At 66.7% G+C, this 16,374-nt stretch carries 14 protein-coding genes and 4 tRNA genes; 5 read left to right on the top strand and 13 right to left on the bottom strand.

Annotation, left to right across the window (positions count from 1 at the left end; genetic code table 11):
• Positions 1 to 41: 41 nt before the first annotated feature.
• The gene (locus ABNK63_RS08810) at positions 42 to 1,277 is read left to right on the top strand and encodes a TraB/GumN family protein (RefSeq protein ID WP_350015416.1); all 1,236 of its coding nucleotides are present in this window, start codon (positions 42 to 44) and stop codon (positions 1,275 to 1,277) included.
• A 194-nt stretch (positions 1,278 to 1,471) separates the two neighbouring features.
• Positions 1,472 to 1,558, top strand: a tRNA-Leu gene (locus tag ABNK63_RS08815).
• Positions 1,559 to 1,666: 108 nt separating this feature from the next.
• On the opposite strand, the gene ABNK63_RS08820 is transcribed toward ABNK63_RS08815, so the two are convergent.
• Complete coding sequence (locus tag ABNK63_RS08820) at positions 1,667 to 2,053, bottom strand: HU family DNA-binding protein (RefSeq protein WP_007808937.1); 387 nt, start codon at positions 2,051 to 2,053, stop codon at positions 1,667 to 1,669.
• A gap of 180 nt (positions 2,054 to 2,233) precedes the next feature.
• Between ABNK63_RS08820 and ABNK63_RS08825 the strand changes: the two genes are divergently transcribed.
• Positions 2,234 to 4,408: an EAL domain-containing protein gene (locus ABNK63_RS08825; RefSeq protein WP_238530950.1), complete on the top strand. Its 2,175-nt coding sequence runs from the start codon at positions 2,234 to 2,236 to the stop codon at positions 4,406 to 4,408.
• 96 nt (positions 4,409 to 4,504) lie between these two features.
• On the opposite strand, the gene ABNK63_RS08830 is transcribed toward ABNK63_RS08825, so the two are convergent.
• From ABNK63_RS08830 to ABNK63_RS08875, 10 genes are all read right to left on the bottom strand, one after another.
• A tRNA-Cys gene (locus ABNK63_RS08830) sits at positions 4,505 to 4,578 on the bottom strand.
• 83 nt (positions 4,579 to 4,661) lie between these two features.
• Positions 4,662 to 4,737 (bottom strand) — tRNA-Gly (locus ABNK63_RS08835).
• Between the two features lie 126 nt (positions 4,738 to 4,863).
• Positions 4,864 to 4,939: transfer RNA gene (locus ABNK63_RS08840), tRNA-Gly, on the bottom strand.
• Positions 4,940 to 5,011: 72 nt separating this feature from the next.
• A complete protein-coding gene (gene pgsA / locus ABNK63_RS08845) occupies positions 5,012 to 5,623 on the bottom strand; it encodes a CDP-diacylglycerol--glycerol-3-phosphate 3-phosphatidyltransferase (RefSeq protein ID WP_007808940.1) in 612 nt (203 codons plus the stop codon).
• Positions 5,624 to 5,695: 72 nt separating this feature from the next.
• A complete protein-coding gene (uvrC, locus tag ABNK63_RS08850; protein WP_007808942.1) occupies positions 5,696 to 7,537 on the bottom strand; it encodes an excinuclease ABC subunit UvrC in 1,842 nt (613 codons plus the stop codon).
• 37 nt (positions 7,538 to 7,574) lie between these two features.
• Complete coding sequence (gene kdsB / locus ABNK63_RS08855) at positions 7,575 to 8,354, bottom strand: 3-deoxy-manno-octulosonate cytidylyltransferase (RefSeq protein ID WP_007808943.1); 780 nt, start codon at positions 8,352 to 8,354, stop codon at positions 7,575 to 7,577.
• A gap of 57 nt (positions 8,355 to 8,411) precedes the next feature.
• Positions 8,412 to 9,722 carry a 3-phosphoshikimate 1-carboxyvinyltransferase gene (gene aroA / locus ABNK63_RS08860; RefSeq protein ID WP_350015417.1) on the bottom strand — a complete coding sequence of 437 codons (1,311 nt, stop codon included), beginning with the start codon at positions 9,720 to 9,722 and terminating at the stop codon, positions 8,412 to 8,414.
• Entirely contained in the window at positions 9,719 to 10,807 is a 1,089-nt protein-coding gene (gene pheA / locus ABNK63_RS08865) for a prephenate dehydratase (RefSeq protein WP_007808947.1), read from the bottom strand. Before pheA ends, aroA begins: the two co-directional genes overlap by 4 nt.
• Before the next feature lie 93 nt (positions 10,808 to 10,900).
• A complete protein-coding gene (serC, locus tag ABNK63_RS08870; RefSeq protein WP_350015418.1) occupies positions 10,901 to 11,989 on the bottom strand; it encodes a 3-phosphoserine/phosphohydroxythreonine transaminase in 1,089 nt (362 codons plus the stop codon).
• 84 nt (positions 11,990 to 12,073) lie between these two features.
• Positions 12,074 to 12,841 carry an FHA domain-containing protein gene (locus ABNK63_RS08875; RefSeq protein ID WP_350015419.1) on the bottom strand — a complete coding sequence of 256 codons (768 nt, stop codon included), beginning with the start codon at positions 12,839 to 12,841 and terminating at the stop codon, positions 12,074 to 12,076.
• Between the two features lie 90 nt (positions 12,842 to 12,931).
• Here ABNK63_RS08875 and ABNK63_RS08880 point away from each other — a divergent pair, with 90 nt between their 5' ends.
• Both ABNK63_RS08880 and infA read left to right on the top strand, forming a co-directional pair.
• The gene (locus tag ABNK63_RS08880; RefSeq protein WP_007808954.1) at positions 12,932 to 13,207 is read left to right on the top strand and encodes a polyhydroxyalkanoic acid system family protein; all 276 of its coding nucleotides are present in this window, start codon (positions 12,932 to 12,934) and stop codon (positions 13,205 to 13,207) included.
• 108 nt (positions 13,208 to 13,315) lie between these two features.
• Positions 13,316 to 13,534: a translation initiation factor IF-1 gene (gene infA, locus ABNK63_RS08885; protein WP_007508585.1), complete on the top strand. Its 219-nt coding sequence runs from the start codon at positions 13,316 to 13,318 to the stop codon at positions 13,532 to 13,534.
• A 113-nt stretch (positions 13,535 to 13,647) separates the two neighbouring features.
• Here infA and clpA read toward each other — a convergent pair whose 3' ends face one another.
• Complete coding sequence (gene clpA, locus ABNK63_RS08890; RefSeq protein WP_007808957.1) at positions 13,648 to 15,918, bottom strand: ATP-dependent Clp protease ATP-binding subunit ClpA; 2,271 nt, start codon at positions 15,916 to 15,918, stop codon at positions 13,648 to 13,650.
• Positions 15,919 to 15,984: 66 nt separating this feature from the next.
• Positions 15,985 to 16,311 (bottom strand): ATP-dependent Clp protease adapter ClpS, encoded by a 327-nt coding sequence (clpS, locus tag ABNK63_RS08895; RefSeq protein ID WP_007808959.1) that lies wholly within the window; start codon positions 16,309 to 16,311, stop codon positions 15,985 to 15,987.
• Positions 16,312 to 16,374: the final 63 nt, after the last annotated feature.

A 16,374-nucleotide genomic window follows, 5' to 3' on the forward strand; every position in this document is an offset into this window, starting at 1 on the left:
CCCATGCTTGGACTTTCCCTTCAGACCGGCCCGCTGATCGCATGAGTGTCCCCGAAACCGAAGTCACCACGTTGCCCGCCGCGCTCGACGGCCAGCCGATCGAACGGGTGCAACGCGATGGCGTGGAGTACGTGGTGCTCGGCACCGCCCATGTGTCGCGCAGCAGCATGGAGGCGGTCGAGGCCCTGCTCGATCACGAGCACTTCGATGCGGTGGCAGTGGAACTCTGCGACAGCCGCGCGCAAAGCATGCGCGATCCCGAGGCGTTCAAGCAGATGGACCTGTTCAAGGTGATCCGCCAGGGCAAGGCAGGCATGGTCGCCGCCAGCCTGGTGCTGTCGACATTCCAGAAGCGCCTCGCCGACCAGTCCGGCATCCAGCCCGGCGCCGAAATGAAGGCGGCGATGGACGGCGCCGAACGACGCAACCTGCCGCTGTGGACGATCGACCGCGAGGTCGGCACCACGCTGAAGCGGGCCTGGCGCAGCGTGGGTTTCTGGCAGCGCTTCGGCCTGCTCGGCGGCCTGCTGGCCAGCGTGTTCGATCGCGAGGAAATCGCCCAGGGCGACATCGAGAAACTGAAGCAGGAAGACCTGCTCGAAAGTGCGTTCAGCGAGTTCGCCAGCGGCTCCAGGCCGCTCTACGACAGCCTGATCGGCGAGCGCGATGCCTTCATGGCCGCCCGCCTGCGCCAGCAAGCGGCACGCTCGTCCGGCACCGAGGACCGTCGCGTGCTGGTGGTGATCGGCGCAGGGCACCTGAAGGGCATGTGCACGCTGTTGCGCGAACAGCAGGACGATCCCGCGACCAGGGTTGCCGAGCTGGCCACCTTGCCCCCCAAGGCGCGCTGGCCGAAATGGCTTGCGGTGGGCCTGGTGCTGCTGGTGTTCGCCGCCATCGCCTGGGCCTTCCATCAGAACGCGGCACTGGGCGCCCAGGCACTGCGTGACTGGGTGCTGTTCACCGGCGGCTTCGCCGCGCTGGGCGCGGTGGCAGCCGGCGGTCATCCGGTCAGCATCGTGGCCGCCTTCATCGCCGCACCGATCAAGCCGTTCCGCCCCGGCATCCCGGCCGGCGGCATCAGTGCGACAGCGGAAGCCTGGGTGCGGCGACCGCGGGTGATCGACTTCGACACCTTGCGCGACGACATCGTGCACTGGAGCGGCTGGTGGAAGAACCGCGTGGCACGCACACTGCTGAACTTCTTCCTGGTCAGCGTGGGCACGATCATTGGCGAGTACAGCGCCGGCATCCACATCTTCAAGAGCCTGTTCTGAGAGGTGGAGAGTTTCCACCCTCCCAGGCCGGCCACGGCGAGGGCATGGTTGCCCGAGTTGAGGCAACGCAGAAGAAAACCACGGGATGTGGTTTTCTGCACAGGCTCTGACGCGCCGCGCGTGACAGGCCTGCGCCAGGCGCATGCTACGATGCGCGCCGCCTGCAGCCTCGCTGCAGCACGCTGCGACATCCCGCCCGGATGGCGAAACTGGTAGACGCAAGGGACTTAAAATCCCTCACCCTCACGGGTATCCCGGTTCGATCCCGGGTCCGGGCACCACACACTCCCTCCACGCCCGATCTTTTCCGCGGCTGCCACGCGCACAAAAAAAGTGCGGCGGGCAAAGCCGCCGCACTTTCATGACAGACGCTGGGTAACCCGGGGCTATCAGGCCGCGGCATCCTTCAGCTTCTTGAGCGGACGGATCTTGACCTTGACCGATGCCGGCTTGGCCGCGAACCACTGCTCTTCCTTGGTGAACGGGTTGATGCCCTTGCGCTTCGGCTTGGCCGGCACGCTCACAGCGGTGATCTTCAGCAGGCCCGGCAGCTGGAACGAGCCGGCGCCCTTCTTGTGCACGGAACCGGCAACCGCGCCTTCCAGCGCTGCGAGCACGGCACGGACGTCCTTGGCGACCACGCCACTGGCTTCCACGATGTGCGCCACCAGGCTGGACTTGTTCAGCGCTTCCTTGATCGGCTTCGGAGCGGCCGGTGCGGCTTTCGCCTTCGGTGCCGGCTTGCTCTTGGCTGCTGCTTTCTGTGCCTTTGCCATGGATTTCCCCTCGTCTTGGATGTGATGGATGAATGCCTTGCCTCACGGCACGCTGAATGTAGGGGAATTTAAGGGTTCCGCCAACGGGTCTCGCACGAAAATCATCGATTCCTGCAGGAAAAATGCATGCATTCGGCCGCGCAGGTCTTTTTCCGTCCGTCATGGCGTACGCTACGCGCCATGAATCCGCCGACCGAGGCGGATCGGGGGAATCGGATGGCGGTGGTGGATCACCCCGGCTTTGGCTATTTCACTGCCGCACTACTGGCCATGGCCGCTTTGGCTTACGGCGCTGCCGTGCAGTTTCTGGTGATCGGTGCGCGCCAGCGACACGACCTCACCCACCTGGCGTTCGCCGTGCTGGCGACCTGCCTTGCCACCCTGGCACTGGGCAACGCGCTGATGAACGCGGCCGACTCGCTGGCGCCGGCCATTCGGGGCCTGCGCATGGTGACTGGCGCAGCGATCCTCGCGATGCCGGCGCTGATGGTCTTCGTCGGCTGCTACACCGGCAGGCCGGCGAGGCGCCCTGTCTTGGCCGCCGTCTGTTTCGCTGCGCTGGGCATGTTCGTGATCAACCTGATCCAGCCGTACACGGCGTTCGACACGACGCTGCGCGAAGGCACGCCGCTGGTGCTGCCATGGGGAGAGTCGCTGTTCACCCTGGACGGCACGCGTTCGTTCGGCGGCGATGCCTTTCGCTGGATCAGCTACGTCATCTTCCTGTGGGCGATGTACCGTGCATGGCGACAGTACCGGGAAGGCCAGCGCCTGCGCGGTGCCTTGCTGGGCCTGTGCCTGCTGATCCAGTTTGTCGCGCTGTTGTGGGGCGCGATCGTGGTCAGCACGCTGGGCAAGCCCTACCCTTCGCTGGACGCGTTCGCCTTTCTTTCCTTCGTGCTGCTGATGGGCGTTTCCCTGGCCGGCCAGATGCACGCGCATACCCTGCAGCTCGAGCGCACGGCCAGTGAGTTGCGTGCCGAGGCGGACATCCGTCGCGAAACCGAACTCGACCTGCGCCACGCCGCCTACCACGACGCGTTGACCGGGCTGCCCAACCGGCTGCGCGCGTTGTACACCCTGGCTGACCTGATCGCCGATGCCATGCAGTCGCACCAGCACGGCGCCGTGCTGATGATCGATCTGGACAACTTCAAGACCATCAACGACTCGCTGGGGCATCACGTCGGTGATCGCGTGCTGGAGAGCATTGCCGACAGCCTGCTCTCCGTGGCGCCTGCCGCTTCCACCGTGGCCCGCCTTGGTGGCGACGAGTTCGTGGTGCTGCTGGGGCCCGCCAGCACCAGCGCCGACGATGCCGCAACCCGGGCGATGGATGTCGCCGCAGGGATGCTGCAGCGCCTCGCCGCGCCGCTGGCAATCGACAATCGCGTGCTCGGCGTGGGCGCCAGCATCGGCGTGGCGTTGTTCCCCGAGCACGGCCAGCGCGCAGCTGATGTGGTTCGCTGCGCGGACATTGCCCTGTATCGCGCCAAGTCCACCGGACGCAACGCTGCGCGTCTGTTCCTGCCGCACATGCAACGCGATGCCGATGCACGACTGGAGCTGGAACGCGGCCTGCGCACGGCACTGGAACAGCAGGACTTCTCGCTGTACTTCCAGCCCCAGGTGGACATGCATGGCATGCTGGTCGGCGCCGAGGCATTGCTGCGCTGGAACCACGCCCGACTGGGCCAGGTTTCGCCAGCCGTCTTCATTCCGATCGCCGAGGAAACCGGCCTGATCCACGCCATCGGTGCGTGGGTGATCGAATGCGCCTGCCGGCACATTCGCCAGTGGCGCGAGCAGGACATCGATTTCGGTGGGCGCATCTCGATCAACATCAGCCCATGGCAGATTGCCCATCCGCAATTCGCGTCGAACCTCGCCGAGCAGGTGGCCGCGGCGGGCATCGAGCCTTCCACGCTTACCCTGGAGCTGACCGAGAGCGCCCTGCTCGGTGACTTCGACGCGGCCTTGCGCACCCTGCAGCAGCTTTCCGCGATCGGCTTCCGCCTGGCGCTCGACGATTTCGGCACCGGCTATTCCTCGCTCGCCTATCTGCAGCAGCTGCCCCTGGACGAGTTGAAGATCGACCGCACCTTCATCGGCGCGCTGCAGGCGACCATCGCCGATCCGCTGGCCAGCTTCGTCATCGACGTGGGCCGTCGCCTCGGCATGGCCACGATTGCCGAAGGCGTGGAAACGGCCGAACAGGAAGCCGTGTTGCGTGAACTGGGCTGCGACCTGATGCAGGGCTACTTCATCTGCAGGCCACTGGCCGCGGACGACTTCCGGCAGTGGGTCGGCCAACGCGCGTCCGCCCTTGCTGTCGACGCCGCCGTCGGCGCCTGACTCCGGCTGCAACGCGAGCGCGCAGGACCAGCGGCGTGGCCAACAAAAAACCCGCCGGCGGCGGGTTTCAGGGCTGCATGGCAGCCAATCGGGCAATGGAGGCCTAGGTCGGAATCGAACCGGCGTACGCGGATTTGCAGTCCGCTGCATGACCACTCTGCCACCAGGCCATTGCTTCGATAAACGCGACCGGAATGATCGCAGTTGTCCTGAAAAAACAAAACCCCGGAAAGCCGAGGTTCTGCGTTGAAACTGGAGCGGGAAACGAGACTCGAACTCGCGACCCCGACCTTGGCAAGGTCGTGCTCTACCAACTGAGCTATTCCCGCATCGGAGCCGTGAATCATACCAGAATGAACTCGCTTGTGAATAGCCTTGAGGGCAAATTCGGCAAGGGATTTCATCCGGCCCGAAAACGACGAGGCCCCGAACACGTCGGGGCCTCGTCTTCGAACTGGAGCGGGAAACGAGACTCGAACTCGCGACCCCGACCTTGGCAAGGTCGTGCTCTACCAACTGAGCTATTCCCGCATTGGAGCCGCGCATTCTAATACGTGATGGCGGATCGTCAAGCCCGGATTTGCAACAACGCGAACCGCCTGCTCAGGACCCGGCCTTGTCGACCGGCGACGGCTCCTGCATGTCGCTGCTGAGCAGCGGCCACGCGGCGCGCAGATAGGTCAGTCCGGACCAGATCGTCAGCACGCCGGCAATCACCAGCAGCGCTTCGCCGATGTGATAGAGCCGCAACGCCTCGGCGGCCTTCTCGTGCTGCACGATCAGCACCACCAGCGCGACCATCTGCATCACCGTTTTCAACTTGCCGATGAAGGCGACCTTCACCGTGGCGCGCATGCCGATGCCGGCCATCCATTCGCGCAGCGCCGAAACGCTGATTTCGCGCCCCACGATCACCGCTGCCGTCACCGCCATCACGATGCCCGGCCAGCCGCCGCGGTGTGCTTCCACCAGCAGGAACAGGGTCACCGCCACCATCAGCTTGTCGGCCACCGGGTCGAGGAACGCGCCGAAGGCCGAGGTGAGCTTCATGCGCCTGGCCAGGTAGCCGTCCAGCCAGTCGGTGATCGCGGCCAGCACGAACACGATCGCCGCGGTGATGTTGTGCCCGGGGAACGGCAGGTAGAACACCGCCACCATCACCGGCAGCAAGGCAACACGGAACAGGGTCAGCCAGGTCGGCAGGTTGATGCGCATGATTCTTTCCGGTGATTTGCGCCAGTTTCGCACGCCGGTGCGCTACTGCCGAGTGAAAAGGTTCGCCGACGTTCAGCCATGCAGGCTGGCGTAGATCCGCTCGGCCAGGCCGCGGTCGATGCCCTTCACCTGCATCAGCTCCTCGACGCCCGCACCCTCGACCCCCTGCATGCCGCCGAACGCCTTCAGCAGCGCCGAGCGGCGGCGTGCGCCCACGCCCGGCACGTCTTCGAGCACGCTGCGCTCGCGGGCCTTCTCGCGGCGCTTGCGGTGGCCGCTGATGGCGAAGCGGTGAGCTTCGTCGCGCACCGCGGCGACCAGGTGCAGCGCGGGCGACGAGGAGCCCGGGTGCAGCTCGCGTCCCGGACTTCCCGCCTCGATCCGTGCCAGCACCAGGGTTTCCTCGCCGGCGCGCCGGCCCGGCCCCTTGGCCACGCCGACCACCTCGATGCCGGTGACGCCGAGCTCCTTCAGCACGTCCAGCGCCTGCGCCACCTGCCCGCCTCCGCCGTCGATCAGCAACACGTCGGGGCTTGCGCCCTCGCCGTCGGCCACCTTGCGGAAGCGCCGGGTCAATGCCTGATGCATCGCCGCGTAGTCGTCGCCGGGCGTGATGCCGGCGATGTTGAAACGGCGGTAATGTGATTTCTCCGGACCTTCGGGGCCGAACACCACGCACGAAGCGACGGTGAGTTCGCCCATCGTGTGGCTGATGTCGAAACATTCGATGCGGCGTGGCGGCGCCGCCAGCCCGAGCAGCTTCTGCAGGTCGTCGAAGCGCGTGCCCAGGGTCTGCCGGCTGGCCAGGCGCGCGGTCAGCGAAGCCTGCGCATTGCGCTCGGCCATCTGCAGGAACTGCGCGCGGTCGCCCCGCACGCTGGACTTCAGTTCCACCGCACGACCGGCGTGCTGGCTCAGCAATTCGGCCAGGATCGCGCGATCCGCCAGCGCCTCGCCGAGGATCAGTTCCCGCGGCACCGGGCGGTCGAGGTAGTACTGCGCGATGAACTGCGTCAGCACGTCGGCCGGCTCGGCATCCAGCGGCAGTCGCGGGAAGAATTCGCGCGTGCCCAGACTGATGCCGTTGCGGAAGAACAGCACGCTGACGCAGGCCATGCCCGCCTCGATGCGGCAGGCAATCACGTCCATGTCGGCACTGGCGCCCTGCACATGGTGCTGCGCCTGCAACTGGCGCAGCGCGGCCACCTGGTCGCGCAGCTTCGCCGCGCGCTCGAACTGCAGGGCCTTGCTGGCCTGCTCCATCGCTTCGGCCAGTTCGTCGATCACCGCGTTGCTGCGCCCCTCCAGGAACATCTCGGCGTGGCGCACGTCGTTGCGGTAGTCCTCCACGCTGATCAGCCCCACGCAGGGCGCGCTGCAGCGGCCGATCTGGTACTGCAGGCAGGGGCGCGTGCGGTTGCGGAAATAGCTGTCCTCGCACTGGCGCACCTTGAACAGCTTCTGCATCAGGCTGAGGCTCTCGCGCACCGCGTAAGTGCTGGGATACGGCCCGAAGTAGCGTCCCGGCAGGTTTTTCGCACCACGATGGAAGGCCAGCCGCGGGTAGTCCTCGCCGCTGGACAGGTAGATGTACGGATAGCTCTTGTCGTCGCGCAGCAGGATGTTGTAACGCGGCTTCAGCGACTTGATCAGCTGCGATTCCAGCAGCAGCGCCTCGCCTTCGGTGCGCGTCACGGTGATCTCGACGCGGGCGATCTGCGCCACCATCGCCGCGATGCGCGGCTCCATCCGTGGTTTCAGGAAGTAGCTGCTGACGCGTTTCCTGAGGTTGCCGGCCTTGCCCACGTAAAGCAGCTCGCCCGCTGCATCGAAGTGGCGATAGACGCCGGGGGCGGAAGTGAGCGTACGGACGAAGGCCTTGCCGTCGAAGGGGGGCGGTTGCGCGGGCTGCATGGGACGATTCTAACGGGCGGCCCGATCGATATGGGGCTCAGTGCTGCGTGCGCAACCACTGCTCGGCGCGCTCCAGGTCGGCCTGGGTATCGATGCCGGGCGGGAATGGTTCGGGGGTCAGCCGCACCGCGATCGCGTGGCCGTGTTCCAGCACGCGCAATTGTTCCAGCGATTCGGCCTGTTCCAGCGGCGTACGCGACAGGCGCGTGTAGCGGTCCAGGAAACCGGCGCGATAGGCGTAGATGCCGATGTGCCGCAGAAACGGCAGGCCCGACGGCAAGCTGTGTCGATCACCGGCGAACGCATCGCGGGCCCACGGCATCGGCGCACGACTGAAGTACAGCGCGTGTCCGTTCGCCGCACGAACCAGCTTCACCACGTTCGGATCGAACAGTTCCTCGGCATCGATGATCGGCGTGGCCAGCGTGGCCATCGGCGCGTCGTCGCCGGCCAGCGCCTGCGCCACCGCGCGAATGCCGGCAGCCGGCGCGAACGGCTCGTCACCCTGCAGGTTCACCACGATGCTGTCCGCGCTCCAGCCGTAATGCAGCGCGCATTCGGCCAGCCGGTCACTGCCCGAGGCGTGGTCCGCGCGGGTCATGCAGATATCGATGCCGGCCTGCCCGGCCAGCGCATCAGCGATCCGCACATCGTCCACCGCCACCACGACCTGGGCGGCGCCGGCCTGCAAGGCGCGTTGCGCCACCCGCACAACCATCGGAGTGCCGTCGATCTCGCGCAGCGGCTTGCCCGGCAGGCGGGTCGAGCCGTAACGGGCGGGGATCGCCACGATGAAGGGAGGGACGACGTTCGACATGGACAAAACCTTCAGCAACCCGGACCAGTGCCATCAAGATACAGCCTGCGCGACGGCTCAGTCCGCATCGCGCAGGTCGAAACCGCAACCGTTGGACAGCGTCACGAAGCCCGGGAACGAAGTGGCGACATGGCTGCAATCGTTGATCCGCACCGCTGCGTCGGCGACCAGCCCGGCCACCGCGAAGCTCATCGCGATGCGGTGGTCGAGATGGCTGTCCACCGCGCCACCGGCCAGCCGGCCGCCGTGGATGATCGCGCCATCGGGCGTTTCCTCGATGCGCGCGCCGAGCGCACGCAGGCCTGCGGCCATGGTCGCGATGCGATCGGATTCCTTCACCCGCAGCTCGGCGGCGCCCCGGATCACGGTACGGCCGGAGGCCACCGCCGCCGCGATGAACAGGGCGGGGAACTCGTCGATCATGTCCGGCACGATCGACTCCGGCAGCTCGACCCCGTGCAGCGCGGCGTGGCGCACCACCAGGTCGCCGACGGGCTCGCCGCCGGCTTCGCGCTCGTGTTCGACGGTGATGTCCGCCCCCATCAGCCGCAACGCCTGCAGCAGGCCGGTGCGACGCGGGTTGAGCCCCACGCCGGGCAGGCGCAACGCCGACCCGGGCACGATGCTGGCAGCGACCAGGAAGAACGCGGCCGAGGAAAAGTCCGCCGGCACGTCGACATCCCGGGCGCGCAGCAGGTGTCCGCCTTCGAGTTTCGCGTGGCCCGGCGCAAACACGATCGGCCAGCCGAACGCGGCCAGCATGCGTTCGGTGTAGTCGCGGGTCGGGTGCGGCTCGATGATCTCGGTTTCGCCCGTGGCGTACAGCCCGGCCAGCAGCAGGGCCGACTTCACCTGGGCGCTGGCCACCGGCAGCTCGTAGCGGATGCCGCGCAGCGGCTGCCCACCATGCACGTCCAGCGGCGGCAGGCCATCGCGGGAATCGATCCGCGCACCCATCCGGGCCAGTGGATCGGTCACCCGGCGCATCGGTCGCTTCGACAGGGACGCGTCGCCGATCAGCCTGCTGTCGAACGCCTGCCCCACCAGCAGGCCGGCGAGCAGGCGCATGCCGGTGCCGGCGTTGCCGCAATCCAGCGGCAGCGTGGTGCCGCGCAGACCGTGCAGGCCCACGCCGTGCACCACGCGCTCGCCGGCCGACGGCGTCTCGATGCGCACGCCCAGTTGCGCCAGCACGGCGGCGGTGGCCCGGGTGTCCTCGCCTTCAAGGAAGCCACGGATATGCGAGGTGCCCTCGGCGATGGCCGCCAGCATCAGCGCACGATGGGACACCGACTTGTCGCCGGGCACGGTGACGCTGCCTTGCAACGCGCCGCCCGGTCGGCTGCTCCAGTCGAGCCGGCCGCTCAAGGCAGCGCCACCGGATACGAGCCCAGCACGCGCACGGTGGCCGCCGAGGCGCCGATGTCCTGCACCGCGGCCTGCAGCGAGCCTTCGTCGATATGCCCTGAAACGTCGATGAAGAATGCGTACTGCCACTTGCCGGTATGCGCCGGCCGCGACTCGATCCGGTTCAGGCTGACGCCGTGTTTCGCGAACGGGCTGAGCACGTCGTACAGCGCGCCGGGCTTGTCGTTGACCGTGATCAGCAGCGAGGTGCGGTCATTGCCCGAGGGCGGGAACAGCGAGCGGCCGATCACCAGGAAGCGCGTGGTGTTGTCGGCGCGATCCTCGATGCCCTTCGCCACGGTCTTGAGCCCGTAGACCTTGCCCGCGGTCTCGCCCGCGATCGCCGCCGCATCGTCGGCATGGCGAGCCAGCCGCGCCGCCTCGGCATTGCTGCCCACCGCGATGCACTCCACCTCGGGCAGGTTGAGGCGCAGCCAGGTCTTGCACTGCTGCAGCGACTGGGCATGGGCGTAGACGCGCCGGACGTCCTCCGGCTTACCGGTAAGCGAATGCAGGCACTGGTGCACGCGCAGCTCGACCTCGCCGCAGATCGTGGCCTCGGAGGTGAGGAACATGTCCAGCGTCACCTGGATCATGCCCTGCCCCGAATTCTCCACCGGCACCACGCCGAAATCGGCATGCCCGGCGGCCACCTCCTGGAACACTTCCTCGATGCTGCCCAGCGGCAGGCCGTAGGCCGCGTGACCGAAATGCTTGCGCACCGCCTGCTCGCTGAAGGTGCCTTCCGGCCCCAGGAAGCCGATCTTCAGCGGGTCTTCCTGGGCCAGGCAGGACGACATGATCTCGCGGAACAGGCGCACCATCTCGGTATCGGAGAGCGGTCCGTCGTTGCGGTCCACCACCATGCGCAGGACATGCGCCTCGCGCTCGGGTCGGTAATAGTCGATCGCGGAAAGACCTTCGCCCTTCACCTTGGCCACCGTGCGCGCATGGTTGGCGCGTTCGGAGATCAGCTGCTGGATCTGCCGGTCGATGCTGTCGATGCGCTCGCGCATCTCGCCCAGCGGGGTTTTTGAATCGGTCATGATGCGATCACTGTCTGGATGAATGGACGTCCGGATGATGGACGTCCAAATGGAGAAGCTGCATCCTGCCTGAAAAACGCCGTCTGCGCCTGCTCAACCGTGCCGGCGGGCAAAATCGCCCATGAATTCGACCAGCGCCTCGACGGCTGCCAGCGGCACCGCGTTGTACAGCGAGGCGCGCATGCCGCCCAGCGCCTTGTGTCCCTTCAGCGCCAGCAGGCCGGCAGCCTCCGACTCCTGCAGGAACGCGGCATCCAGCGCCGTGTCATGCAGGTCGAAGCGGACGTTCATGCGCGAACGGGCGGCGGGATCGACCGGGTTGCGGTAATAGCCGTCCGAACCGTCGATCGCGCCGTACAGCAAACCGGCCTTGGCCCGATTTAGGTCGGCCATCGCGGCGACACCGCCCTGCTCCAGCAGCCACTGGAAGGTCAGTCCGGCCAGGTACCAGCCCCAGGTGTTCGGCGTGTTGAGCATGGAGTCGGCGGCGGCGTGCTCGGCGTAGCGGAAGATCCGCGCCATCGGCCGACCGGCACGCTGCAGCAGGTCACGGCGGATGATCATCACCACCAGGCCGGACGGCCCGATGTTCTTCTGCGCGCCGGCATAGATCAGCCCGAAGCGGCTGACGTCGAGCGGTCCGGACAGGATGTTCGAGGACAGGTCGGCCACCAGCGGCACCGCGTCGCCGACATCGGGAACGTCATGGAACTCGACGCCGTGGATCGTCTCGTTCGGCGTGTAATGCACGTAGGCGGCGCGCGGATCGAGCCGCCAGCTGTCGCGCGGCGGCAGCTTGAGATAGTCGTCCGCGGCGCTGCTGGCCGCCACATTCACCCGCACGTACGCACCGGCTTCGCTGGCGGCCTTGGCGCTCCAGTGTCCGCTGACGATGTAGTCGGCGCTGTCGTCCGGGCCGGCCAGGTTCATCGGGATCTGCGCGAAGTGCTGGGTCGCCCCGCCCTGCAGGAACAGCACGGCGTAATCGGCCGGAATCTGCATCAAGGTGCGCAGGTCGGCTTCCGCCTGGGCGGCCATGGCGATGAAGCGCTTGCCGCGGTGCGACTGCTCCATCACCGAGGCGCCGCTGCCGTTCCAGTCCAGCAATTCGCGCTGTGCGCGTTCGAGTACCGCCGGCGGCAAGGCCGCCGGACCGGCGCTGAAGTTCCAGACTCTGCTCACGTGCGCCTGCATCCTGTCGGAGGGGTGTTCCGCATTATGCCGCGGCGCAGCATGGAGCGGTCAACTGCCACCACGCAGGCAGGTTCAGAACCGGATCAGCAGGACCAGGGCGATGCCGAGAGCCAGCACGGCGGCAGTGACGATCAGCCACCAGACTTCGCTGGTCGGACCCGCCGACTCCTCCGGCAGCGGCTGCGGCCAGGGCCCGGCCATCACGATCTCCGGTTCCGGCTGCATGCCCGGCCCGTCGATCACGAAGCGGTGCATCGCCACGCCGATCTGATCGCCGGGCAGCAGGGCCAGTTTCTGCACGGCCGTGCCATTGACCCGCAGTGGATGGCGCTCGCAGGCACGCAGGGTTTCCAGCCACAACTGGCCGCGTTCCCAGAAAATCCGCAGCACCACCACGTCACCTTGCGGCAACTCCAGCGGGCAATGGCCTGGCGAGCCGAGCTCCAGCCCGTCTTCCAGCGACAACACCCGGCCCGACAGCGGCCCCGCGACGGCGCGCAGAGCCACCGTGCAGCGACCTTGCCCGGAAACCTGTGGCGAGGGTCGCCCGGCCGGGTCCTCGTCGGAACGCAGCAGCATGCGGCAATCGCCGACGCTGATCACGTCGCCGGCGCGCAACAGGGCCTGCTCGCGCACCGGACGCGCGTTGACATGGATGCGATCCGCCGACGGCAGTACCTGCAGCACCCAGCCGCGGCGATCCTGATGAATCCGCAGATGTTCGGGCGCCGCCTGGCCGGAGGCCAGCACGAGGTCGTTGTGGGCAGCGCTGCCGATCCGCAACAGCGCCTGCGTCCAGTGAAAGTCTTCACGGGCCGCATTGGGAAATTCGATACGCATGGATGAACCGGTCAAAGGACCGCGAAACTCTATCATGTGACCCCGTGCCTTAAGATGCGCCTGCCGACGCCACGCCATCCCGGAATCCCCATGCCCAAGATCGACATCCGCCGTCCCCACCAGCTCTCGATCGCCGAAGCCCGTTCCGTGGTCGAACAGGTGGCCGCGCGCATGCACGAGAAGTTCGGCATGGAAGGGCGCTGGCAGGACGACACCCTGCTGTTCTCGCGCTCCGGCGTCAGCGGCTCCATCGCGGTAGCCAGCGATGCGATCCAAGTCAAGGCGGAGCTGGGCCTGATGCTGGCTCCGCTCAAGGGCATGGTCGAGCAGGAAATCCGGCGCAAGCTGGACGAGCATTTCGGCTGAGCCGCCCCGGCGCCGCTTCCTGCTTGATGATTCTTTAACCAGGCGCCCTTTCGTGGCATAATCGTCGGCTTACGCGGCCATGACGGCTGCGCGTGAACCCCGGAACACATGGCCAAAGACGACGTCATCGAAATGGAAGGCACGGTCCAGGAGACCCTGCCCAACACCATGTTTCGCGTACAACTCGAGAATGGGCACGTCATCATCGCCCACATCTCCGGTCGCATGCGCAAGCACTACATCCGCATTCTCACGGGCGACAAGGTCAAGATCGAGATGACCCCGTACGACCTGAGCAAGGGACGCATCACCTACCGCATGAAGTAAGGCGATGGTGCCGCCGCCTCGCTGCAGCGGACAGGTGATGAGGTGCCATGCATGACAAAGGCGGCGCAATGCGCCGCCTTTGCTTTGCCTTGCATCCGGGCTTGCAGCCCGGTTTACTCGACCACCACCGGCACCTGCTCGGCCGCTTGGCAATCGACCTTCAGCTCGCCGTCGGCCACGCTCAGCCGCACCACGCCGCCTTCGGCCAGCTTGCCGAACAGCAGCTCGTCGGCCAGCGCACGCTTCACCTTCTCCTGGATCACCCGCGCCATCGGGCGTGCGCCCATCTGCGGATCGAAACCGTGCTCGGCCAGCCAGCGGCGGGCGTCGGCGTCCACGTCCAGGCTCACCCGCTTCTCGGTCAGCTGGGTTTCCAGTTCGATCAGGAACTTGTCCACCACGCGCAGGATGTGCTCGAAATCCAGCGCGCCGAACTGGATGATCGCGTCCAGCCGGTTGCGGAACTCCGGGGTGAAGATGCGGCGGATCACTTCCATCGCGTCCGATTCGTGCTTCTGCTCGACGAAGCCCATGCTGCGCCGTGCCGCGATCGCCGCGCCGGCGTTGGTGGTCATCACCACCACCACGTTCTTGAAGTTCGCCTCGCGTCCGTTGGTGTCGGTCAGCACGCCACGGTCCATCACCTGCAACAGGATGTTGAACACGTCCGGATGCGCCTTCTCGATCTCGTCCAGCAGCAGCACCGCGTGCGGATGCTTGGTCACCGCCTCGGTCAGCAGGCCGCCCTGGTCGAAACCGACGTAGCCCGGAGGCGCGCCCACCAGGCGCGACACCGAATGGCCTTCCATGTATTCGGACATGTCGAAGCGGATCATCTCGATGCCCAACTGCATCGCCAGCTGCCTGGTCACCTCGGTCTTGCCCACCCCGGTGGGACCGGCCAGCAGGAAGCAGCCGATCGGCTTGGACGGGTCGGCCAGCCCCGAACGGGCCATCTTGATCGATGCGGACAGCGCCTCGATCGCCTGGTCCTGGCCGAACACGACCATCTTCAGGTTGCGCTCGAGGTTGCGCAGCACGTCGCGGTCGGAGGCGGACACCTGCTTGGCCGGAATGCGCGCCATCTTGGCCACGATGTACTCGACCTCGCTGACGTCCACCGTGCCGGTGCGCTGTTCCTCCGGCAGCAGCCGCTGGCGCGCGCCGGCCTCGTCGATCACGTCGATCGCCTTGTCCGGCAGCAGCCGGTCGGGAATGTGCTTGACCGACAGGTCCACTGCGGCCTTCAGCGCCTCGTTGGTATAGGCCACGTGGTGATGTTCCTCGAAGCGCGAGCGCAGGCCCTTGAGGATCTCGATGCTGTCGGCCACGGTGGGCTCGACCACGTCGATCTTCTGGAAGCGGCGGGCCAGCGCGCGATCCTTCTCGAACACGCCCCGGTATTCCTGGAACGTGGTCGAACCGATGCAGCGCAGTTCGCCCGAAGCCAGCATCGGCTTGATCAGGTTCGACGCGTCCATGGTGCCACCCGACGCCGAACCGGCACCGATAATGGTGTGGATCTCGTCGATGAACAGGATCGCGCCCGGCTGCTTCTTCAGCTGCGCGATCACACCCTTCAGGCGTTTCTCGAAATCACCGCGGTACTTGGTGCCGGCCACCAGCGCGCCCAGGTCCAGCGACCAGATGGTGGCGTCTTCCAGCACCTCGGGCACTTCGCCGTCGACGATGCGCTTGGCCAGGCCCTCGGCCAGCGCGGTCTTGCCCACGCCGGCCTCGCCCACGTACAGCGGGTTGTTCTTGCGCCGGCGGCACAGCACCTGGATGGTGCGCTCGATCTCGTCGGTGCGGCCGATCAGCGGGTCGATCTTGCCTTCCAGCGCCAGCTCGTTGAGGTTGCTGGCGAATTCCTGCAGCGGGTTGCCCTTCGGCTCGCCGCCCTCCTCGCCCTCGCGCTCGCCGCCGGCCACGCCGGCAGCCGGCTCGTCGCCGATCTTGGCGATGCCGTGCGAGATGTAGTTGACCACGTCGAGCCGGGTGATCTCCTGCTGGTGCATGAAATACACCGCGTGCGAATCCTTTTCGCCGAAGATCGCCACCAGCACGTTCGCGCCGGTGACCTCCTTCCGCCCGGAGGATTGCACGTGATAGACCGCCCGTTGCAGCACGCGCTGGAAGCCCAGCGTGGGTTGCGTGTCGCGCTCGTCGCCCGCCGGCAGCACCGGCACCGTTTCGCCGATGATGCGCTCCAGGTCGGCCGACAGGCGCGGCAGGTCCACGCCGCAGGCGCGCAGGGCGCCGAGCGCGGACTGGTTTTCGGTGAGAGCGAGCAACAGGTGCTCGACCGTCATGAACTCGTGGCGTTGTTCGCGGGCCTGCTTGTAGCAATGGCCGATGGTGACTTCCAGATCCTTGCTGAACATTCGGATCGTCTCCGCTTTGCAGTGGGAGCGGCCTTCAACGCCGCAATGAGCACGAAATGGGGTCGCTCAGAGCTTTTCCATAGTGCACAACAACGGGTGCTGATGGGAGCGTGAATATTCGTTGACGTGGGTAACCTTGGTTTCCGCCACCTCGCGGGTGAAGACGCCGCAGACGCCACGCCCGCGGGTATGCACGTGCAGCATCACCTGCACCGCCTGTTCCTGGTCGAGGTTGAAGAAGCTGCGCAGCACCTCGACCACGAAATCCATCGGAGTGAAGTCGTCGTTCAGCAGCAGCACCTGGAACAGCGGAGGCCGCGCCACCTCGGGTTTCGCGGTTTCCAGCGCCAGGCCGCGGCCGCTGTCGTGCTCATGTTCGGGTTCGTGGGCCATGTTGGTCAGGGTCGTTTCTCTGGTTCGAAGTATACGCCGCGGCGGATGCGTCCCTGCCGCAAC

The sequence above is a fragment of the Rhodanobacter sp. IGA1.0 genome (assembly GCF_040208325.1).
In the GTDB taxonomy this organism is placed as follows: domain Bacteria; phylum Pseudomonadota; class Gammaproteobacteria; order Xanthomonadales; family Rhodanobacteraceae; genus Rhodanobacter; species Rhodanobacter spathiphylli.

What these genes read in the sequence shown, in the direction of transcription:
- ABNK63_RS08810 (WP_350015416.1), top strand. Translation starts at nt 42, where the DNA reads ATGAGTGTCCCCGAAACCGAAGTCACCACGTTGCCCGCCGCGCTCGAC.
- ABNK63_RS08820 (WP_007808937.1), bottom strand. Translation starts at nt 2,053, where the DNA reads ATGGCAAAGGCACAGAAAGCAGCAGCCAAGAGCAAGCCGGCACCGAAG.
- ABNK63_RS08825 (WP_238530950.1), top strand. Translation starts at nt 2,234, where the DNA reads ATGAATCCGCCGACCGAGGCGGATCGGGGGAATCGGATGGCGGTGGTG.
- pgsA (WP_007808940.1), bottom strand. Translation starts at nt 5,623, where the DNA reads ATGCGCATCAACCTGCCGACCTGGCTGACCCTGTTCCGTGTTGCCTTG.
- uvrC (WP_007808942.1), bottom strand. Translation starts at nt 7,537, where the DNA reads ATGCAGCCCGCGCAACCGCCCCCCTTCGACGGCAAGGCCTTCGTCCGT.
- kdsB (WP_007808943.1), bottom strand. Translation starts at nt 8,354, where the DNA reads ATGTCGAACGTCGTCCCTCCCTTCATCGTGGCGATCCCCGCCCGTTAC.
- pheA (WP_007808947.1), bottom strand. Translation starts at nt 10,807, where the DNA reads ATGACCGATTCAAAAACCCCGCTGGGCGAGATGCGCGAGCGCATCGAC.
- ABNK63_RS08875 (WP_350015419.1), bottom strand. Translation starts at nt 12,841, where the DNA reads ATGCGTATCGAATTTCCCAATGCGGCCCGTGAAGACTTTCACTGGACG.
- ABNK63_RS08880 (WP_007808954.1), top strand. Translation starts at nt 12,932, where the DNA reads ATGCCCAAGATCGACATCCGCCGTCCCCACCAGCTCTCGATCGCCGAA.
- infA (WP_007508585.1), top strand. Translation starts at nt 13,316, where the DNA reads ATGGCCAAAGACGACGTCATCGAAATGGAAGGCACGGTCCAGGAGACC.
- clpA (WP_007808957.1), bottom strand. Translation starts at nt 15,918, where the DNA reads ATGTTCAGCAAGGATCTGGAAGTCACCATCGGCCATTGCTACAAGCAG.
- clpS (WP_007808959.1), bottom strand. Translation starts at nt 16,311, where the DNA reads ATGGCCCACGAACCCGAACATGAGCACGACAGCGGCCGCGGCCTGGCG.